The organism is Lactobacillus sp. ESL0237 (assembly GCF_003692985.1).
Taxonomy (GTDB): Bacteria; Bacillota; Bacilli; order Lactobacillales; family Lactobacillaceae; genus Lactobacillus; species Lactobacillus bombicola.
In genome coordinates this window covers 24,958-43,673 of record NZ_REHE01000008.1, presented here as the reverse complement: position 1 = coordinate 43,673, position 18,716 = coordinate 24,958, and the positions used below count along the sequence as shown (strand labels likewise).

16 protein-coding genes are annotated in these 18,716 nt (G+C 35.8%); all 16 read left to right on the top strand.

All coding sequences use genetic code 11. From position 1 onward, the window contains the following. Window positions 1-129 precede the first annotated feature (129 nt). The 16 genes from F5ESL0237_RS04240 to ribF all read left to right on the top strand — a co-directional run bounded on the left by F5ESL0237_RS04240 (window position 130) and on the right by ribF (window position 18,646). Window positions 130-1,035 carry an ROK family protein gene (locus F5ESL0237_RS04240; protein WP_122024726.1) on the top strand — a complete coding sequence of 302 codons (906 nt, stop codon included), beginning with the start codon at window positions 130-132 and terminating at the stop codon, window positions 1,033-1,035. A gap of 142 nt (window positions 1,036-1,177) precedes the next feature. Then, window positions 1,178-1,909 carry a UMP kinase gene (pyrH, locus tag F5ESL0237_RS04235; RefSeq protein ID WP_122021853.1) on the top strand — a complete coding sequence of 244 codons (732 nt, stop codon included), beginning with the start codon at window positions 1,178-1,180 and terminating at the stop codon, window positions 1,907-1,909. Further along, window positions 1,902-2,459, top strand: coding sequence for a ribosome recycling factor (frr, locus tag F5ESL0237_RS04230; protein ID WP_090092199.1), 558 nt, complete (start codon window positions 1,902-1,904; stop codon window positions 2,457-2,459). The genes pyrH and frr overlap by 8 nt, the downstream gene beginning before the upstream one ends. A 3-nt stretch (window positions 2,460-2,462) precedes the next feature. Then, complete coding sequence (locus F5ESL0237_RS04225; RefSeq protein WP_122021852.1) at window positions 2,463-3,188, top strand: isoprenyl transferase; 726 nt, start codon at window positions 2,463-2,465, stop codon at window positions 3,186-3,188. Between the two features lie 17 nt (window positions 3,189-3,205). Then, window positions 3,206-4,003: a phosphatidate cytidylyltransferase gene (locus tag F5ESL0237_RS04220; RefSeq protein ID WP_090092196.1), complete on the top strand. Its 798-nt coding sequence runs from the start codon at window positions 3,206-3,208 to the stop codon at window positions 4,001-4,003. 10 nt (window positions 4,004-4,013) lie between these two features. Then, entirely contained in the window at window positions 4,014-5,273 is a 1,260-nt protein-coding gene (rseP, locus tag F5ESL0237_RS04215) for an RIP metalloprotease RseP (RefSeq protein WP_122024725.1), read from the top strand. Between the two features lie 34 nt (window positions 5,274-5,307). Continuing rightward, window positions 5,308-7,008 carry a proline--tRNA ligase gene (locus tag F5ESL0237_RS04210; RefSeq protein WP_122024724.1) on the top strand — a complete coding sequence of 567 codons (1,701 nt, stop codon included), beginning with the start codon at window positions 5,308-5,310 and terminating at the stop codon, window positions 7,006-7,008. Between the two features lie 5 nt (window positions 7,009-7,013). Beyond that, the gene (locus tag F5ESL0237_RS04205) at window positions 7,014-11,321 is read left to right on the top strand and encodes a PolC-type DNA polymerase III (protein WP_122024723.1); all 4,308 of its coding nucleotides are present in this window, start codon (window positions 7,014-7,016) and stop codon (window positions 11,319-11,321) included. A gap of 105 nt (window positions 11,322-11,426) precedes the next feature. Further along, window positions 11,427-11,900 (top strand): ribosome maturation factor RimP, encoded by a 474-nt coding sequence (gene rimP, locus F5ESL0237_RS04200; RefSeq protein WP_122021848.1) that lies wholly within the window; start codon window positions 11,427-11,429, stop codon window positions 11,898-11,900. Window positions 11,901-11,918: 18 nt separating this feature from the next. Continuing rightward, window positions 11,919-13,106: a transcription termination factor NusA gene (nusA, locus tag F5ESL0237_RS04195; RefSeq protein WP_122024722.1), complete on the top strand. Its 1,188-nt coding sequence runs from the start codon at window positions 11,919-11,921 to the stop codon at window positions 13,104-13,106. Window positions 13,107-13,123: 17 nt separating this feature from the next. Then, the gene (rnpM, locus tag F5ESL0237_RS04190; RefSeq protein ID WP_122024721.1) at window positions 13,124-13,420 is read left to right on the top strand and encodes an RNase P modulator RnpM; all 297 of its coding nucleotides are present in this window, start codon (window positions 13,124-13,126) and stop codon (window positions 13,418-13,420) included. Window positions 13,421-13,422: 2 nt separating this feature from the next. Next, the gene (locus F5ESL0237_RS04185; protein WP_122021846.1) at window positions 13,423-13,734 is read left to right on the top strand and encodes a ribosomal L7Ae/L30e/S12e/Gadd45 family protein; all 312 of its coding nucleotides are present in this window, start codon (window positions 13,423-13,425) and stop codon (window positions 13,732-13,734) included. 4 nt (window positions 13,735-13,738) lie between these two features. Next, window positions 13,739-16,381, top strand: coding sequence for a translation initiation factor IF-2 (gene infB, locus F5ESL0237_RS04180; RefSeq protein ID WP_122024720.1), 2,643 nt, complete (start codon window positions 13,739-13,741; stop codon window positions 16,379-16,381). A gap of 18 nt (window positions 16,382-16,399) precedes the next feature. Next, the gene (locus tag F5ESL0237_RS04175; protein ID WP_090092181.1) at window positions 16,400-16,762 is read left to right on the top strand and encodes a ribosome-binding factor A; all 363 of its coding nucleotides are present in this window, start codon (window positions 16,400-16,402) and stop codon (window positions 16,760-16,762) included. 38 nt (window positions 16,763-16,800) lie between these two features. Next, entirely contained in the window at window positions 16,801-17,694 is an 894-nt protein-coding gene (truB, locus tag F5ESL0237_RS04170; RefSeq protein ID WP_122024719.1) for a tRNA pseudouridine(55) synthase TruB, read from the top strand. 19 nt (window positions 17,695-17,713) lie between these two features. Next, window positions 17,714-18,646 carry a riboflavin biosynthesis protein RibF gene (gene ribF / locus F5ESL0237_RS04165; RefSeq protein WP_122021843.1) on the top strand — a complete coding sequence of 311 codons (933 nt, stop codon included), beginning with the start codon at window positions 17,714-17,716 and terminating at the stop codon, window positions 18,644-18,646. Window positions 18,647-18,716 lie beyond the last annotated feature (70 nt).

Below are 18,716 nucleotides of genomic sequence, written 5' to 3'. Positions count from 1 at the left end.
TAATTATAAGGTAAGAAACATGAAAAGTTTTACCATTAAGTTTATTCTTTCAGTTGTTATTTTTACTTTTTTTATTGTAAAATATAGAATCTAATTAAGATGTTAGAAAGTTATAAATGAAAGAAAATTATGAAAAACTATTTAAGCATTGATATCGGCGGTACTGAAGTTAAGTACGCCCATTTAAGTTCATCTGGGAAAATTATTGATAAGGGTAAGATGGCAACGTTAAAAAATAAAGTTGATTTTCTTAACAGTCTTGATAAGATAATCCAACAAGATGTAGCTAACCTGAAGGGGCTGGGAGTTTGCGCTCCTGGTAAAATTGATAAAACAAAAATTTGCTTTGGTGGAGCGCTACCCTTTTTAGATGGCATTGATTTTGCACAAGTATATGGCGATAAATATGATTTCCCAGTAGCAGTAATTAACGATGGAAAAGCAAGTATTTTAGCAGAAAGTTGGTTAGGTAATCTAAAAGGAGAAAAGAATTGTGCCGCTATTACTTTGGGTACGGCAGTTGGTGGAGGCATCATGATTGATGGTCAGTTATTATCTGGGGTACATGCACAAGCTGGAGAATTGAGCTTTATGATTTGTGATAGTTCGCAGGCAAAGACAATGCTGGGTAGTATGGCATATCGCGGCTCAGCTGTGCAGTTTGTTAGAAAAGTTAACCAGGTGCTGCACTATCAAGATGAAACTGATGGTAAGTATGCTTTTGCCGCAATAAAAAATCAAGTTCCAGAAGCTGTGGCAATTTTTAATGAGTATTGTTTAAAAATTGCAATTCTAATTTTAAATCTGCAAACGGTTATTGATATTAATAAAGTAGCAATTGGTGGTGGTATTAGTGCACAATCAATTTTAATCGAGGGAATTAATGCAGCCTACGACCGTTTTACTACAATAGATAACCCAATTATTGGTCAAACTTTGGTAAAACCTAATATCGTTTCTGCCAAGTTTAGAAATGATTCGAATCTTTATGGGGCGCTTTATAATCTATTGTTGCAAGTCAATAATGAAAAATAATATTGTGGAAGTCCATTCTTTAGGAATGGATTTTTTGTTAAAATAAGTTAGTTAAGGTTGGTTACTGAATCCGGCTGTTTTGATGTACTACATTTGTATGCTTTATATGGTAGAATAATTTAAGTTAATAGAGGAGGTTGTCATGACTGAAGTTAAATATAAGCGAGTCGTTTTAAAAATTTCCGGTGAAGCATTAGCTGGAACTAAAGGTACGGGAATTGATCCTACTGTTATCAGTCATTTAGCACAAGAAATAAAGGCGGTTCACGACTTAGGCGTCGAAATTGGCATTGTTTGTGGTGGTGGCAATATGTGGCGCGGTGAAACTGGTGCTAAGCTAGGAATGGAACGCTCTCAAGCTGATTATATGGGGATGTTAGCTACCATAATGAACGGTCTAGCGCTTCAAGATGGATTAGAACATGTAGGTGTTCCTACTAGATTGCAAACTTCAATTGAGATGAGACAAATTGCTGAGCCATATATTAGAAGAAAAGCAATTCGTCATTTAGAAAAAGGACGCGTAATTATTATGGGTGGAGGTACTGGTAACCCATATTTTTCAACTGATACAACGGCAGCACTTCGGGCAGCAGAAATTGGTGCAGATGTAATTTTAATGGCCAAAAACGGTGTTGATGGCGTTTATACTGCTGATCCCAAAATTGATCCTAATGCCACTAAATATACTGAGTTGACCCAACTTGATGTTATTTCAAAGAACTTAAAAGTTATGGACCGAACGGCAAGCTCACTTTCAATGGATACAAATATACCTCTAATTGTATTTAACGTTAATACTGCAGGCAATATTAAGCGAGCTGTCATGGGAGAAAATATTGGTACAATGATTGAAGGAGGAAAAAATGAGTAACGAAGTTATTAATAAGGCAAAGGAAAATATGGATAAATCGATTCATGTTTTTGAGAAGAATCTTGGCACGGTTAGAGCTGGGGTTGCCAATGCAGCGATTTTAGATGGAATTAAAGTTGACTATTATGGTGCCCCAACGCCTTTAACGCAAATGTCTAGCGTAACAATTCCCGAACCACGTGTGCTACTGATTACACCATATGATCAAACTAGTATTGATAATATCGAACATGCTTTGTTAGCCTCTAACTTGGGGCTAACCCCAGCCAATGATGGTAAAGTTATTCGGTTAGTAATTCCGCAGTTGACTGGAGAAAGGCGTCAAGAAATTGCTAAAGAAGTAAATAAGATGGCTGAAGAAGGTAAGATTGCGGTTAGAAATGTGCGTCGCGATGCAATGAATAGTTTGAAAAAATTGCAAAAAGATGATGAAATAACTGAAGATGAACAGCGAAACTTAGAAAAGCAGGTTCAGAAGGTTACTGATGAAGCAACTAAAAACATCGATGTGTTAGCAGATAAAAAACGAAAAGAAATTACTCAAGGATAAGTAATGGTAGAAAAAAGGAATCAGTTAAACCATCTTGCCATTATTATGGATGGCAACGGGCGATGGGCTACACAACAAGGTAAGAAACGCATTATGGGGCATCGAGAAGGAATGTATAATGTCGAACGTATTACCTTAGCCGCTAATGAACTGGGAATTAGAGTTCTATCATTGTACGCCTTCTCAACTGAAAATTGGGCTCGTCCTAAAGAAGAAGTTGCGTATTTAATGAATTTACCAGTACGCTTTTTTGATAAGTTTATGCCTACGCTAATGGAAAATAATGTTAAGGTTAACATTATGGGCTATCTTGACGAATTGCCAAGTAAAACATACGATGTTGTACAACAGGCAATGGCTGAAACAGCTGATAATACCGGATTAATCTTGAATTTTGCTTTTAATTACGGCTCAAGAAGAGAGATTCTAACAGCTATGCAAGAATTAGGGTCTCTAATTGAAATGGGGCAATTATCTAGTGCACAGATTGATGAAAAAATGATTGCTCAACATTTAATGACCGCTAATTTTGGTAAATTTCAAGAACCAGACTTGTTAATTAGAACTTCTGGCGAACAAAGAATTTCTAATTTTATGCTTTGGCAACTTGCTTATTCTGAATTAGCTTTTAGTTCGAAAAATTGGCCGGATTTTAATAAAAATGATTTACAAGAATTTGTCAGCGACTTTGAAAATCGTCATCGTCGATTTGGTAAACTTGATGAATAAGGTAGTTAGGTAAATATATGAAACAACGTGTAATCACAGCAATTATTGCTTTAATTTTGTTTATTCCGATTGTTTGGGCAGGTGGGCTTTGGATGGACTGGCTTACTGTAGCTTTTGCGGCAATTGGAATCAGTGAAATATTTTTAATGAAAAAGCAAATTTTAGTATCAGTTAATTTTGTATTAGCATTATTAGCAACGATAACTTGGGCAATTCCAGATACCTTTATTAAGGCAATGCCATTTAACTGGACTAAGTATGGCATCTATTTTGCGTTAATCATGTTAATGTTAACATGGACTGTTTTATCAAAGAATAAAACAAATTTTGATGATATTGGTGTTTATACTTTGGGATCACTGTATATTGGCACTGGCTTTCACTATATGGCAGGAATTAGAAATAGTTCGCATGGACTAGCTTTACTTTGCTATGTATTTGTAGTGGTTTGGTTAACAGACACAGGGGCTTATATGATCGGTCGAAAAATTGGTCGACATAAATTATGGCCAGTGATTAGTCCCAATAAAACTTGGGAAGGTTCAATTGGAGGAACAATTTGCGCAGTTATTTGTGCAACAATTTATGCCTATTTTGTTCCATTAGGTTATTCTTTAATTGAATTGGTGATTTTTGCTTTAATCTTATCCATTGTTGGCCAGATGGGGGACCTAGTTGAATCTGCCTACAAGCGTTTTTATAATGTAAAAGATTCTGGTAAAATTTTGCCTGGTCATGGTGGAATTTTAGACAGATTCGACAGTATGCTGTTTGTTTTGCCAGTTTTTGCTGCTTTATTAGGTATTGTCCACTAGGAGATTTCTTTTGAAAGGTATACTAATTTTTTTAATTGTATTTGGGTTGTTAGTTTTTGTCCATGAATTCGGGCACTTCATTGTTGCTAAAAAATGTGGTATTTTGGTACGTGAATTTTCAATTGGAATGGGGCCAAAACTTTTTCAAGTGCGTCGTAATCCAACCACGTATACCATCCGTTGGTTGCCATTAGGTGGCTATGTTCGTTTAGCAGGTAAAGATGACGACACAGCACTTGAACCCGGGATGACAGTGATTCTACAGTTAAATGAGCAAAACGAAGTTATCAAAATTGATGCTTCTAAATCAGATGTGCCAATTGAGGGCATCCCAGTCTTAATTACAAAAGCTGATTTGGTTGATGAGTTATTTATTTCAGGATATGAAAATGGCAATGAGGCAGATCGAGTAACCTATCATGTTAATCATGATGCTACTATAATCGATCAAACAAAAACCGAATTAATTATTGCTCCGCGTGATACTCAATTTCAAGAAGCCAATGTTTGGCAAAAATTAGCGACTAATATCGCTGGTCCATTAATGAATATTATTTTGGGCTTTGTTGTTTTTATGATTTGGACCTTTACAATTCCAGGTCCAGCTACAACAACTGTTAGTCATGTCGATACTAATTCACCTGCTAAATTGGCGAAAATCGAACCAGGCTCTAGACTAATTAAAATTAACAATTACAAGATTACTACTTTTCAAGAGGTTTCTGACTTTATTAATCATAGTAAGGGAAAAAATATTAAAGTTTCCTTTATTAATAAAGATGGTCAAACAAGGACAGCTAGTGTTAAGCCAAAATCAATTAAAGTTCAAGGTCAAACTATCTATCAAATCGGAATCCATGCACAAGGTGATGAGCATATTTCGGCCAAGGCTCAACGAGGATGGGAGATGACCGTATCAACAACTGGAATGATTTTTAATGCTGTTGGTGGATTGTTCAGACATTTTAGTTTAAATAAACTATCAGGTCCAGTTGGAATATATTCACAAACATCACAAGTATCACAATTAGGGTTACCGTATATTTTGGCATTTTTAGCGATGATTTCAATAAACTTGGGGATTGTAAACATGATTCCAATTCCTGGTTTAGATGGAGGAAAGTTTTTGCTTAATTTAATTGAAATTGTTCGTGGTAAACCAATTTCAGAAGATCATGAGTCGTTAGTAGAACTAATCGGTTTTGGACTGTTACTTATTTTGATTATTGCAGTGACTGGCAATGACATATATCGCTATTTTATTAAATAGAATTTTTTAAAAAGTTATTTTGGGGGAGAAATTAATGCGTCAATCTAAATTATTTATACCTACTTTAAAGGAGGCTCCAGCTGATGCAGTTGCGGCTAGTCACAAGCTGATGCTTCGGGGTGGTTATGTTCGGCAAGTAACTGCTGGTGTTTATGCATATTTACCATTAGGTTATCGCGTCTTAACCAAAGTTGAACAGATAATAAAAGAAGAAATGGCCCAAATCAATGTGCCGGAAATGGCTATGCCAGAATTACTACCTGCTTCATTATGGGAAGAATCAGGGCGTTGGCAAAAATACGGTTTAGAAATGTTTAGATTAAATGATCGGCATGGTCGGCAAAGTTTACTAGGACCGACTCATGAGGAAACATTTACGCAAATTGTTGCTAAAAGCATCAAAAGCTATAAGCAAATGCCAATTGCTTTATACCAAATTCAAAATAAATTTCGTGATGAAAATCGGCCACGGTTTGGTTTATTAAGAACGCGTGAATTCATTATGCTGGATGCCTATAGTTTCGCTGCTACTAGAGAACAATTGGATGAACAATTTAATGATGAAAAGAAGGCATTTGAAGCTATTTTCAAACGTTGTGGAGTTAATGTGACAGCAGTAATTGCCGATTCTGGTACCATGGGTGGAAAAAATTCTACTGAATTCCAAGCTCCGGCAGCTATTGGAGAAGATACAATTGCCACTAACGAAACTAATACATACTCTGCTAATTTAGAAATGGCGGTTAGTGTTGATACTTTCAAGCCTAGTCAAGAAAAGGAAGAAGCAATTGTTAAGGTTGCCACTCCAGGACAAGAAACCATTGCTGATTTAACGAAATTTTTAAATGTGCCAGCAACTAAAATTGTAAAAAGCATCCTTTATATAGTTAATGAAAAAGATCATGTACTGGTTTTAATTCGTGGTGATAAGCAAGTTAATGAAGTAAAGCTTACTCATCTACTTGATGCAGATTCAGTAAGAGTCGCTAGTGATGATGAACTATACCAACTTACTGGCTTGAAAAAGGGAAGCGTAGGTCCAATAAATGCTACCTGGGCTGATCAAATTATTGCTGATGAAACAATTAAGAATTTAGTCAATACTGTTGTTGGCGCAAATCAAAATGGTTACCAATTAAAGAACGTTAATTTTGATCGTGATCTTAAAATTGATCAAGTCAGTGATCTGCGTGTTGCCAATGAAGGTGAACCTGATCCAATCGATCATTTACCGCTTAAATTTACTACTTCAATTGAAGTAGGACATATTTTTAAACTTGGCACATATTATACTGAAAAAATGGGAGCTGATTTTTTAGATCAAAATGGAAAATCACAACCAGTAATTATGGGTTCATACGGTATTGGCGTTACACGTGTTTTATCAGCTGTAATTGAGCAGCATTTGACGAAATTTGGTATTGCATGGCCAAAAGAAATTGCTCCATTCAATTTGCACATAGTCCAAATGAAAATGAAAGATGAGGCACAGACTAGATTAGCTGAGCAACTTGAAGCAGAGTTCAGTAAAAATTATGATGTTTTATACGATGACCGCAATGAACGTCCCGGTGTTAAATTTGCTGATGCTGATTTGATTGGTGCTCCCGTTCGTATTACAATTGGTAAAAAGGCTAGTGAAGGAATTATTGAAGTTAAGCGACCAAGTGATGAAGTGGCTACTGAGATGACAACTACTGAACTAGCAGATTTTGTAAATAAAGAGTTAGGATAATTTTCGTGACGAATAAAAACGAACTTTTCTTACGCCTGTTAGAGCAGATTAATTTCCCTAAACAATTTGAAGATGAGGATATACTGCAAAAGGGCCAAATTGAGAACGTGGATGTTTACGCTAAAGAGCATAGATGGGATATCCATGTTCTTTTTGCTACACCGTTAAAGTTTGCCACTTATGATGCTCTAAATAAGGCAATTACGGCAAGCTTTTCTTCATTTGTTAAAACACATTTGTTTGTGCGATCAGAAAACGGAGATGATAATTATTTAACTGACTATTGGCAATATGCAGTCCAAACCTCGCAGTTATTGCAACCAGTTGCACGAGAGTTTATTGCAAGCCATCAACCGCGAAAAGAAGATGAACGGTGGATTATTCCGGTTGACAATTTAGTGGTAGACGGGCTATTGGAACAAAAGGTATTAGACCAGTTAGCAATTGAAATGAGAGATTACGGCTTTTTCAATTTAAAGTTTGTAACGGAAATCGATGAGGCCAGCTCACAAAGTAATTTGGCAAGTTTACAGCAATTACAGGAACAGCATGAGCAAAATATGCAAGAGGCTTATTTAGCAACCCCACCAAAGGAATACTCTAAAAAACCGATTTATCAAACTAAAAAAACGCGCTATGGTAACCGAACACTTGATAAAAAAATGACGGTAACTCAAATTAAGGATGTTATTGCCGGAACCAGAAATGTGGTTATTGAGGGCAACATTTTTAATACTGATGTACGGGAACTTAAAAACGGCTCTCATATTTATATGGGAGAAATTACTGATTATACTGATTCAATTTCATTCAAAAAGTTTATTTCGGATGATGATCAACTAGAAAATATTAGTAAATTGAAACGGGGAACTTGGGCTAAGATGCAGGGTACTGCAGCTGAAGATCAATGGAGCCACGACGTTGTTTTTAATATTTCTTCTTTTGAAGTAGTTGAACATACTGAGAGAATTGAAAAGTATAAAGGTGAAGAGAAGCGTATTGAATTGCATTTGCATACTAATATGAGTCAGCTTGATGCAACTAATACAGCGACTGATTTTGTTTTAGCAGCTAAACGATTTGGGCAAAAGGCGATTGCTATTACAGATCATGCAAATGTACAGGCCTTTCCTGAAGCTTATAATGCTGGCAAGAAGAATGGTATAAAGATTGTTTATGGTCTTGAAGCAAATATGATTGATGATCGTGCCTTATTGATCCTTAATCCTGCGCCAATGAAATATGAAGATCAAGAATTCGTAATTTTTGATGTTGAAACAACTGGATTATCGTCAGTTTATGACACTATTATCGAAATTGGTGCCGTAAAAATGAAAAATGGCGAAGTAATTGATCGGTTTGATAAATTTATAAATCCGCATCACCCTCTAAGTGAACAAACGATTAACTTAACTTCTATTACTGATGAAATGGTAAAGGCTGCTGATGATGAAGACGTTGTAATTAAACAGTTTCAGGATTTTTATGGTGCAAGGCCGCTTTGTGGTCATAATGTTCAATTTGATGTCGGTTTTGTAAATGCTGCTTTAAAAAGAGCAAATTTGAGTGAAATCACACAGCCAGTAGTTGATACCCTTGAAATTTCAAGGCTCCTTCATCCAGAACAAACGCGACACACCCTCGATTCATTAGCTAAAAAATACAATGTTGTACTTGAACATCATCACAGAGCAAATCAAGATGCAGAAGCAACGGGCTATTTAATGTTTAAACTACTTACTGCCTTTACTGAAAAATTTGGTGAGGACGATTTGGGGAAAATGAATGATTATGCGGCTCACGGTCAAGTGTTTAAAAGAGCACGACCGAAACATATGTCTATATTGGCTCAAACTCAAGCTGGCTTAAAAAATATGTATCGTTTAGTTTCTATTGCGAGCACTGAAGACTTTTATCGTATTCCACGTACCCCTAAATCTGATTTAATTGAAAACCATGAAGGCTTGCTTTATGGATCTGGCTGTGGTGAAGGTGAAGTTTTTACTGCAATGATGCAAAAAGGCTATGATGAAGCACGCAAGAAGGCAGAATTTTATGATTATTTGGAAATTCAACCACCTGCAAATTACGCCGCAATGATTGACGATCACCTAATTGCCGATGAAGCAGAATTAGAAGAAATTTTAAGTAATATATATCAATTAGGGCAAGAATTAAATAAGCCCGTTGTTGCAACTGGAGATGCCCATTACGTTGAACCGCATGACGCTATTTACAGGACAATTTTAATTTCTGCGCAAAGGGGTAACCCTGATCGAAATAAAAAACAACCTGATTTGCATTTTTATACTACTCAAGAAATGCTAGATGCTTTTAGCTTTTTAGGTGAAGAAGCGGCTCAAGAAATTGTTATTACAAATCCAAATAAAATTGCTGAGTCAGTTGAAGAAATTGCACCAATTAAAGATGGACTTTATCCGCCACATATTGAAAATGCTGATGAAGAAATGAAAAAGCTGACGTATGATAAAGCGCATGAGCTTTATGGCAATCCGCTACCTAAGCTAGTTCAAGACCGTGTTGATATGGAATTGCATTCGATTATTTCAAATGGCTATGCAGTCATTTACTTAATATCACAACGATTAGTTGCCAAGTCAAATAAAGACGGTTATTTAGTTGGTTCACGTGGTTCAGTTGGTTCTAGTCTTGTTGCAACAATGTCTGGAATTACGGAAGTTAATCCACTCGCGCCGCATTATCGTTGTCCGAAATGTAAATATTCCCAATTTTTTGAGAATGGTGAATATGGTTCTGGCTATGATTTACCTGATAAAAAGTGTCCCAAATGTGATACAGATTTGGTCAAAGACGGCCAAGATATACCTTTTGCCACTTTTTTAGGTTTTCACGGAGATAAAGTTCCAGATATTGATTTGAACTTTTCTGGTGACTATCAACCAGTGGCACATAATTTTATTCGGGTGATGTTTGGCCCCGTAAATTCTTATCGAGCTGGGACAATTGCGACAGTTGCAGATAAAACAGCATATGGTTATGCTAAACATTACGATGATGAAAAAGAGTTAAATCTGCGAAGAGCAGAATTAGATCGTTTAGCAGCAGGAGTCAGCGGAGTAAAACGAACAACTGGGCAACATCCAGCTGGTATTGTTGTAGTTCCGGATGATATGGATATTTATGATTTTACTCCAGTACAATACCCAGCAGATGATGTTAATGCAACATGGAAAACAACTCATTTTGATTTTCATTCGATTCATGACAATATATTGAAATTTGATATTTTAGGACATGATGATCCAACGATGATTAGAATGCTTCAAGACTTATCAGGAGTAGACCCACTGTCTATTCCACCTGATGATCCCGGCGTTATGTCATTATTTTCTAGTCCTGATATCTTAGGAGTGACACCAGAGCAAATACAATCTAAAACTGGAACTTTAGGAGTACCAGAATTTGGGACGAGATTTGTTCGTGGTATGCTTGAAGAAACTAAGCCAACTACTTTTTCCGAATTATTACAGATTTCTGGTCTTTCTCATGGGACGGATGTCTGGTTAGGTAATGCAGAGGAACTAATTAATAATGGTATTTGCAAACTAAAAAATGTAATTGGTTGTCGTGATAATATTATGACAGATCTTATTCACTGGGGTGTTAAACCTGAAGTTGCCTTTTCGACTATGGAATCGGTTCGGCATGGTCGTGGTATCAGTGAGGAAGACATGGCTGTTTTACAAGAAAATAATAAAATTCCTAGTTGGTATATTCAGTCTTGTTTGAAAATAAAATATATGTTTCCGAAGGCCCACGCTACTGCTTATATTTTAATGGCCTTAAGAATTGCTTGGTTTAAAGTTTACTATCCTGAAATATATTACACTGCTTATTTTTCAGTTCGGGCTGATCTGTTTGATTTAGTAGCAATGAGTCATGGTAAAAATACTGTTAAAAAGGCAATGAGTGACCTTCAAGCCAAAGGTAATGATGCTTCTGCTAAAGATAAAAGTCTATTAACTGTGTTAGAAATTGCTAATGAGTGTCTTGAACGTGGTATTAGTATAAAAATGGTTGATATTAATAAATCTGAAGCAACTAATTTTACAATTGTTGACCAACATACAATTTTAGCGCCATTTAATGCCGTTCCTGGCTTAGGGATAAATGCTGCAAAACAAATTGTTGCTGCACGAGCAGAACAAGAATTTTTATCAAAAGAAGATTTGGCAAAAAGGGGCAAAGTATCGCAGACAATCATGGACTATTTAGAAGAAAATGGTGTTTTGGAAGGCTTGCCTGATCAAAATCAACTATCACTCTTTTGATTTTTGCAGTATTAGTATAAATATGATATAATTAACAAAGAAGTTCGAATAAGTGATTCGGAGTGAGCATTGATTGCTCACTCTTTTTATTACGGAGGAAAGTACTTGGCGAAAGTTAAAGAAGCTGTTCTTGCAGAAATTATCCCAATTATAAAGTCACGTGGAGATGAATTGGTAGATAGTGAATACGTGAAAGAAAAAGGACAAAGTTATTTACGCATATATGTGGATCGAGATGATGGAATTGATATGGATGAAATTGCTGGTCTTAGTGAGCTGATTTCTACTAAGTTAGATGAATTAAGGCCTGATCCATTTCCTGACCCCTATATTTTAGAAGTTTCTTCTCCTGGTATTGAGCGACCAATAAAAACTAGTAATGATTGGCAAAAGGCTTTGAATAATTACATTCACATTGCACTTTATCAAAAAATCGATAACCAAAAAGAATATGAAGGTATTTTAAAGTCGTATACTAATGACGAGATAAAATTGGAAATTAAAATTAAAACAAGGCGGAAGCAGTTAACTATTCCCCGTAAACTAGTTGCAAATGTTCGATTTGCAATTGAATTTTAGAAAGGTTGATTAAAACTTATGTCTAAAGAAATGCTAGAGGCGTTTGCTACTTTAGAAGAAACAAAAGGTATTAAGCAAGAGGTGATTGTTGAAGCAATTGAAGCAGCCCTCGTTGCAGCATATAAAAAGAATTATAACCAAGCAACTAATGTTGTAGTTAAATTTGATGAACGTAAGGGCGACTTTAGGTTAATGACTGAGAAGGTTGTTGTGGAAGAAGTTCATGATGATCGACTAGAGATTAGTTTAAAAGATGCTTTAGCAATCAACCGTGCATATGAATTAGGGGATACAATTCGCTTTGAAGTTGCACCAAAGAACTTCGGTCGCATTGCAGCTCAAACAGCCAAACAAGTTATCATGCAACATTTACGTGAGGCTGAAAGAAATCAGATAATTAGTGAATATTCAAAGTACGAAGATGAATTAATTACTGGAACAGTTGAAAGACGTGATAATCGCTTTGTCTATGTTAAAATTGGTAATGTAGAAGCTGTTATGCCTCGCAATGATCAAATGCCAAATGAAATTTATAATCCTCAAGATCAAATTCGTGTACTAGTAACTCATGTTGGTTCTGATTCCAAAGGAGCTCAAATTACAGTTTCACGAACTGCACCAGATATGGTTAAAAGATTATTTGAACAGGAAGTCCCAGAAATTTTTGATGGTACGGTTGAAATCATTTCTATTGCGCGTGAAGCTGGTGATAGAACTAAAATCGCGGTAAAATCAAATGATCCTAATATTGATCCTGTTGGAACCTGTGTTGGTCAACGTGGTACACGTGTGCAAAATGTTGTTAATGAACTTGATGGTGAAAATATTGATATTGTCAATTACGAGCAAGATCCGTCAGACTTTATTGCTAATGCCCTAAATCCTGCAGAAGTTATTGCAGTTCAATTTAGCGATGAAGTAGATGAAAAAAGTGCATTGGTAATTGTACCTGATTATCAATTATCACTTGCTATTGGTAAGAAGGGGCAGAATGTTCGCTTAGCTGCACGCTTAACTGGCTATAAAATTGACATTAGACCAGAATCTGAAGTTGAGTTTGTTGATGAAGCAAATGACAATACAGAAGAAAGCACTGATTCTGTATCAATTGAGAAGCAATCAGGTACTGACCATGAAGACCAATTGAGTGATATACAAGAGACTAAGCAAAATTTAGAAATAAATGAGCATATTGATAATGAATAAGGCAAGGAGGAATTTTTTTGAAAAAAAGAAAGATTCCAATGCGAACAGATTTATTAACTAATAGTATGCAACCTAAAAAAGAGTTAGTTCGCATTGTAATTGATAAAGAAAAAAATGTTTTTGTTGACCCAACTGGTAAAAAGCCAGGTCGTGGTGCTTATGTTTCATTAGATCCTACTAAAATTAAGTCTGCACAAGAAAAAGGCGTGTTAGATCGCAGTCTCGGAACTAAAATTTCAGCAGCATTCTATGACGAGTTATATGCTTATGTCGATCATCAAAAGGCAAGAAAAGAATTATTTGGTGATAGTTAGATTTGCAAAGTAGACAAAAAGCGTTGAATTTGCTAGGTCTTGCGGAGCGAGCTGGGAAAATAATTTCAGGTCAGGAACTTGTTCTTGTGGGGCTCAAAGCAAAGAAAATCAAAGTTGTTATTTTGGCTAATGACTGCCATGAAGGTACAAGTGAAAAGATCAATAGAATTACTACCAAAAGTGGGATAAGTATTATTTCTGCTTTTAATAGTGATGAAATTTCACATGCAATTGGCAAAAAGCGTAAAGTATTAGGTATTACTGATATTGGTTTTTATAAAGCATTAGTACAAAAGATTAATGAAGGAGTGTGATTGGATGACTAGAACAAGAATTTATGAAATTGCAAAAGAGTTAGGCATCGAGAATAAAGTTGTGGTTAATAAAGCGAAAGAACTCGGCTTCGATGTAAAGAATCATATGTCATCATTGGAAGATTCAGAAGTGAATCAGATAAAGGGTAGTTTTCAAAACCCCGCTCCCACTAAAAAGGAAGAGAAATCCGCTTTGAAAAATAGTAAAATCAAAGTTTCTGTAACTTCAATTCGTAAAAACGAAAAAAAGGTTGATGAAAAAAAGACTACCAAAAAGCGGAATACTAATCGTGTAAATGATCAGGTTCATCGTGATCAAGCAAACAAAAAGCAAAAGATCAAAACAAATCATAATGAAAAAGCGTCTAAGCCGGCAGCACAAGACTTGCTAAAGCAATTAAAGCAAAAACAGCGAGTTGAAGAAAATTCATTAAATCAGCAAACAAAACAGGTTAGTCGGCATGATTTTGAAAAGTCAAATGAAGAAAAGCCAACTAAAAAAATAGAAGAAGTGAAAAAAATAAGTTCAAATGAAAAGCAAACTGTTAAAAAAGTAGCAGTTACTCCTAAGACAGTCGGTCCTAAAATAATTAAGCCTTCGCCAGCAAGAATGAAACAAAATCAGGCGTCTTCTTCGGTTAATAAGCACCGAGTTATTGAAGATAATACCGCGATAGAGCCTGTGAAAGATGAGAATCGGCGTGGTAATGGTCATACTCGCAATTCTGGTAAGCCTGGCCGTAAGGGAAAAAGCCAAAATTACGCTGGCAATAATTTTTCAAAGCATCAAGAAAAACGCAAAAATAAGGGTAAAAAGCGGCAATTTGAACAATTACCTAAAAAACAACCAACTCAACGCAAAGAGCGCCCATTGCCAGAAACTTTAGTTTATGAAGTCGGGATGAATGCTCAAGATTTGGGTAAATTATTGCATCGTGAGCCAGCAGAAATTGTTAAAAAATTATTTATGCTTGGAGTGATGACCAATCAAAATCAATCATTAGATAAAAATGCAATTGAGTTGATCGCGGCTGAATATGGGATTAACGCTGAAGAAAAAATTCATGAAGATATTTCCGACATTGATACTCTTTATGAAAAACAAATGGAAGCTTCGCAAAATTCGAAATTACAAGTTAAACGCCCACCAGTCGTTACAATTATGGGACACGTTGATCACGGTAAGACAACTTTATTAGATCGCTTACGCCATACACAAGTTTCAGCACACGAAGCTGGTGGTATTACTCAAAAAATTGGAGCTTATCAAGTTAAAATAGATAATAAGCCAATAACGTTTTTGGATACTCCAGGTCATGCGGCATTTTCAAATATGCGTGAACGTGGTGCAGAAATAACAGATATTGTTGTTTTAGTTGTTGCAGCTGACGATGGAGTAATGCCACAAACTATTGAAGCAATTGATCATGCTAAAAGTGCAAAAGTACCAATAATTGTTGCAATTAACAAAATGGATGTGCCTGGTGCTAATCCGGAACATGTTACCGAACAATTAATGAAATATAATTTAATACCAGAAGATTATGGTGGAGATACCATTTATGTTCAAATATCTGCTAAAACTGGTGAAAATGTTGATGAGCTTTTGCAGATGATTTTACTTCAAGCTGATTTAATGGAACTAAAGGCTGATCCTAAGCAAAAGGCTATTGGTACAGTAATTGAAGCTCGGTTATCTCGGGGACGTGGTCCAGTTGCTGATTTATTAATTCAGCAAGGTACGTTGCATACTGGAGATCCGATTGTTGTGGGGAATCGTTTTGGACGCGTTCGGGTAATGACCAATGATCGTGGACGTCAAGTTGAAAAAGCTACCCCATCGATGCCAGTTGAAATTACTGGGCTAAATGATGTGCCAGAATCTGCTGATAAGATAGTTGTCTTTGATGATGAAAAGACAGCACGTAGTGTCGGCGAACAGAGGGCGCAACAAGCATTACAGCAATCCAGGGAAAATGTACAACATGTAACCCTTGATAATCTTTTCGATACAATGAAGAAAGAGAATATGAAAGAAGTTGGTGTTGTCTTAAAAGCTGATGTTCAAGGATCTGTTGAAGCTTTACAACAATCATTTGAAAAAATTGACGTTGAGGGTGTCCGGGTTAATATTATTCACGCTGGTGTTGGTGCAGTTAATGAATCCGATGTAACATTAGCTGCCGCATCGAACGCATTTATTATTGGTTTTAATGTTCGTCCGACTGTAACCGCTAAATCGCAGGCGGAAACAGATGGCGGAGTCGACATACGTTTATATAGTGTTATTTATAAAGCAATTGATGATGTTAAAGCCGCTATGCAAGGAATGCTTGAGCCAACATATGAAGATAAAGTTGTCGGGAATTTGACCGTGCGTGAAACATGGAAAGTTTCTAAAGTCGGCACTATTGCTGGAGCTTTTGTTGATTCAGGCTATATCTCACGTGATGCGGATGTTAATTTGATTCGTAATGGTGTTGTAATCTATACTGGTAAAGTTGGTTCATTAAAACGGTTTAAAGATGATACCAAAATTGTTAAGCAGGGCTTTGACTGTGGTTTAACAATCGAAGGTTATAATGACATTAAAATTGGCGATGAGCTGGAAGCAGTTGAACAACAGGAAGTTAAGCCACAAAAATAGTGTGATTAGGAGCAAAGTATGAAACATAGAATTGGTCGTGTTGAAGGCGAAATTCTGCGTGAATTAACTAAAATTTTACGAAAAGATATTCGTGATGCACGTGTTAAAGATGTAACGATTACAGCAGTTGAATGTACCAATGATTTGTCTTATGCTACTGTTTATTACAGCATTCTTTCTGAAAATCCAAAAAAGGAAGAAGAAACGGCTATTGGTTTAGAAAAAGCTAAGGGAATGATGCGTCATCTCTTAGGACAAATTTTAACTGTTTATAAAGTTCCAGAATTAATTTTTAAACGGGATAATTCAGTTAAATATGGTAGTAAGATTGATCGTTTAATTGCAGAAGTAAAAAAGCAAGATGCAGATCGCAATAATTAAGAAAAGCGCTGGTTAGCGCTTTTTTAGTAGGTAGGGAAATGATTAACGGAATATTAGTAATTGATAAAGAAAAGGGTATGACGAGTGCAGATGTTGTTTACCATTTGCGTAAAGTACTGCATATTAAAAAAATTGGCCATGCGGGAACTTTAGACCCTGATGTAACTGGAGTTTTACCGATTGCAATTGGACAAGCAACAAAATTGATTGAATTAATGCATCAAAAAAATAAAAAATATTGTGGTGCAGGCCTGTTAGGTTATGCCACGGATAGTTATGACACATCTGGTAAAGTGCTCGAAACTAAACGTTTAACAACGAAAATTAGTAAAGATACTCTGCAAACAAGGATGCAAGAGTTTATTGGAAAAATAGAACAGGTTCCACCAATTTACTCAGCTGTACGTTTAAATGGCAGGCACCTTTATGAATATGCACGCGAAGGTATTGCGGTTGAACGACCAAAGCGATCAGTTAAAATTTTTGCATACAACGCGGTTGATGAGCCTCAATTTGACTTAGAAAAGGGACAGGAAACTTTTAATTTTGAAATTGAATGTAGTAAAGGCACATATGTGCGTTCACTTGTCAATGACCTAGGCGAAAATATAGGTGTTCCGGCAGTAATGCAAACCTTACGAAGGACAGCAAGCTCAGGCTTTAATCTCAGTCAAGCTGTTAAACTAGATGAAATTATTGGCAATCCAGCTATAGCTGAAAAAGCAATACAACCAATCGAAGTATTTTTCAAAGATTATCAGACAATTGACTTGAACGAAAATCAATGGCTGAAGGTAAAAAATGGGGCAGCAATTGCTTTGAAAACGAATGCAAAAAAAGTTGCATTAAGGTACAATAATAAAGTTAAGGCGATTTATCAAGCCAGAGGTACAATGTACCGTCCTGAATTAATGCTTTTGCAAAATAATTAGATGAAATGAAGGTTCAACAGTGCAAATTATTCATTTATCTTATCCAGTTAAAAAGAATATTGTCCCGGGTAAAATTGTATTGGCTCTCGGCTTTTTTGATGGTGTTCATCGTGGACATCAGCAGTTAATAAAGGTCGCAAAGAACACTGCCAATAGTAAGGGCTTACCCTTAGTGCTAATGACATTTGATCGGCATCCTAAGGAGGTCTATCAAAACCAAGTAGTGAGTTATATTGATACCCTAGATGAAAAGATATATAAAATGCGGCAGCTTGGAGTAGATTATTTGTTGGTGATGCATTTTAATGAGCAATTTAGCAAAGTAAGTGCTCAAGAATTTGTAGATAATATTATTGTTAAACTTAATACTGAGACTGTTGTTGCTGGTTTTGATTATACCTATGGACCTAAAAATATTGCCAATATGCAGAATTTACCTAAATTTGCGCAAAACAGATTTGAGATTATTACGGTTCCGGAACAAACATACAATGACCAAAAAATTGGCTCAACAGAGATTAAAAGAGCTATTAAAAATGGAAAAATGGACTTAGTTAAAGACTTACTTGGCACACCTTATGTCATGTCCGGTTATATTGGGCACGGACTGCGTAATGGTCACAAGTTGGGCTTTCCAACTGCTAATTTAGTTTGGGATGAGAATAAGGTGATTCCTAAAGTTGGCGTTTATGCTACGAGGACAATGATTAATGGTAAGTGGTATGAATCAATGACTAGTGTAGGCTATAATGTAACAATTAACAGTGCCCAAAAAATATATATTGAATCTAACTTATTTGGTTTTAGTGAAGAGGCTTATGACCAAAAGATAATAATTAAGTGGTATAAGTATACACGCGGAGAAATAAAGTTTGCTAATTTAAATCAACTAAAAGAGCAAATGAAACAGGATAAATTAAAGATTACAGACTATTTTGAGCAGTACAGATAAGTTAAAATTGTTGCAAAAATTTATTTCAAAATAATTAGCACTCAGCTTGACATTCTGCTAAATACTAGTA

Coding starts and splice junctions, on each gene's coding strand:
- F5ESL0237_RS04240 (WP_122024726.1), top strand. CDS start 130: ATGAAAAACTATTTAAGCATTGATATCGGCGGTACTGAAGTTAAGTAC.
- pyrH (WP_122021853.1), top strand. CDS start 1,178: ATGACTGAAGTTAAATATAAGCGAGTCGTTTTAAAAATTTCCGGTGAA.
- frr (WP_090092199.1), top strand. CDS start 1,902: ATGAGTAACGAAGTTATTAATAAGGCAAAGGAAAATATGGATAAATCG.
- F5ESL0237_RS04225 (WP_122021852.1), top strand. CDS start 2,463: ATGGTAGAAAAAAGGAATCAGTTAAACCATCTTGCCATTATTATGGAT.
- F5ESL0237_RS04220 (WP_090092196.1), top strand. CDS start 3,206: ATGAAACAACGTGTAATCACAGCAATTATTGCTTTAATTTTGTTTATT.
- F5ESL0237_RS04210 (WP_122024724.1), top strand. CDS start 5,308: ATGCGTCAATCTAAATTATTTATACCTACTTTAAAGGAGGCTCCAGCT.
- nusA (WP_122024722.1), top strand. CDS start 11,919: ATGTCTAAAGAAATGCTAGAGGCGTTTGCTACTTTAGAAGAAACAAAA.
- infB (WP_122024720.1), top strand. CDS start 13,739: ATGACTAGAACAAGAATTTATGAAATTGCAAAAGAGTTAGGCATCGAG.
- F5ESL0237_RS04175 (WP_090092181.1), top strand. CDS start 16,400: ATGAAACATAGAATTGGTCGTGTTGAAGGCGAAATTCTGCGTGAATTA.
- truB (WP_122024719.1), top strand. CDS start 16,801: ATGATTAACGGAATATTAGTAATTGATAAAGAAAAGGGTATGACGAGT.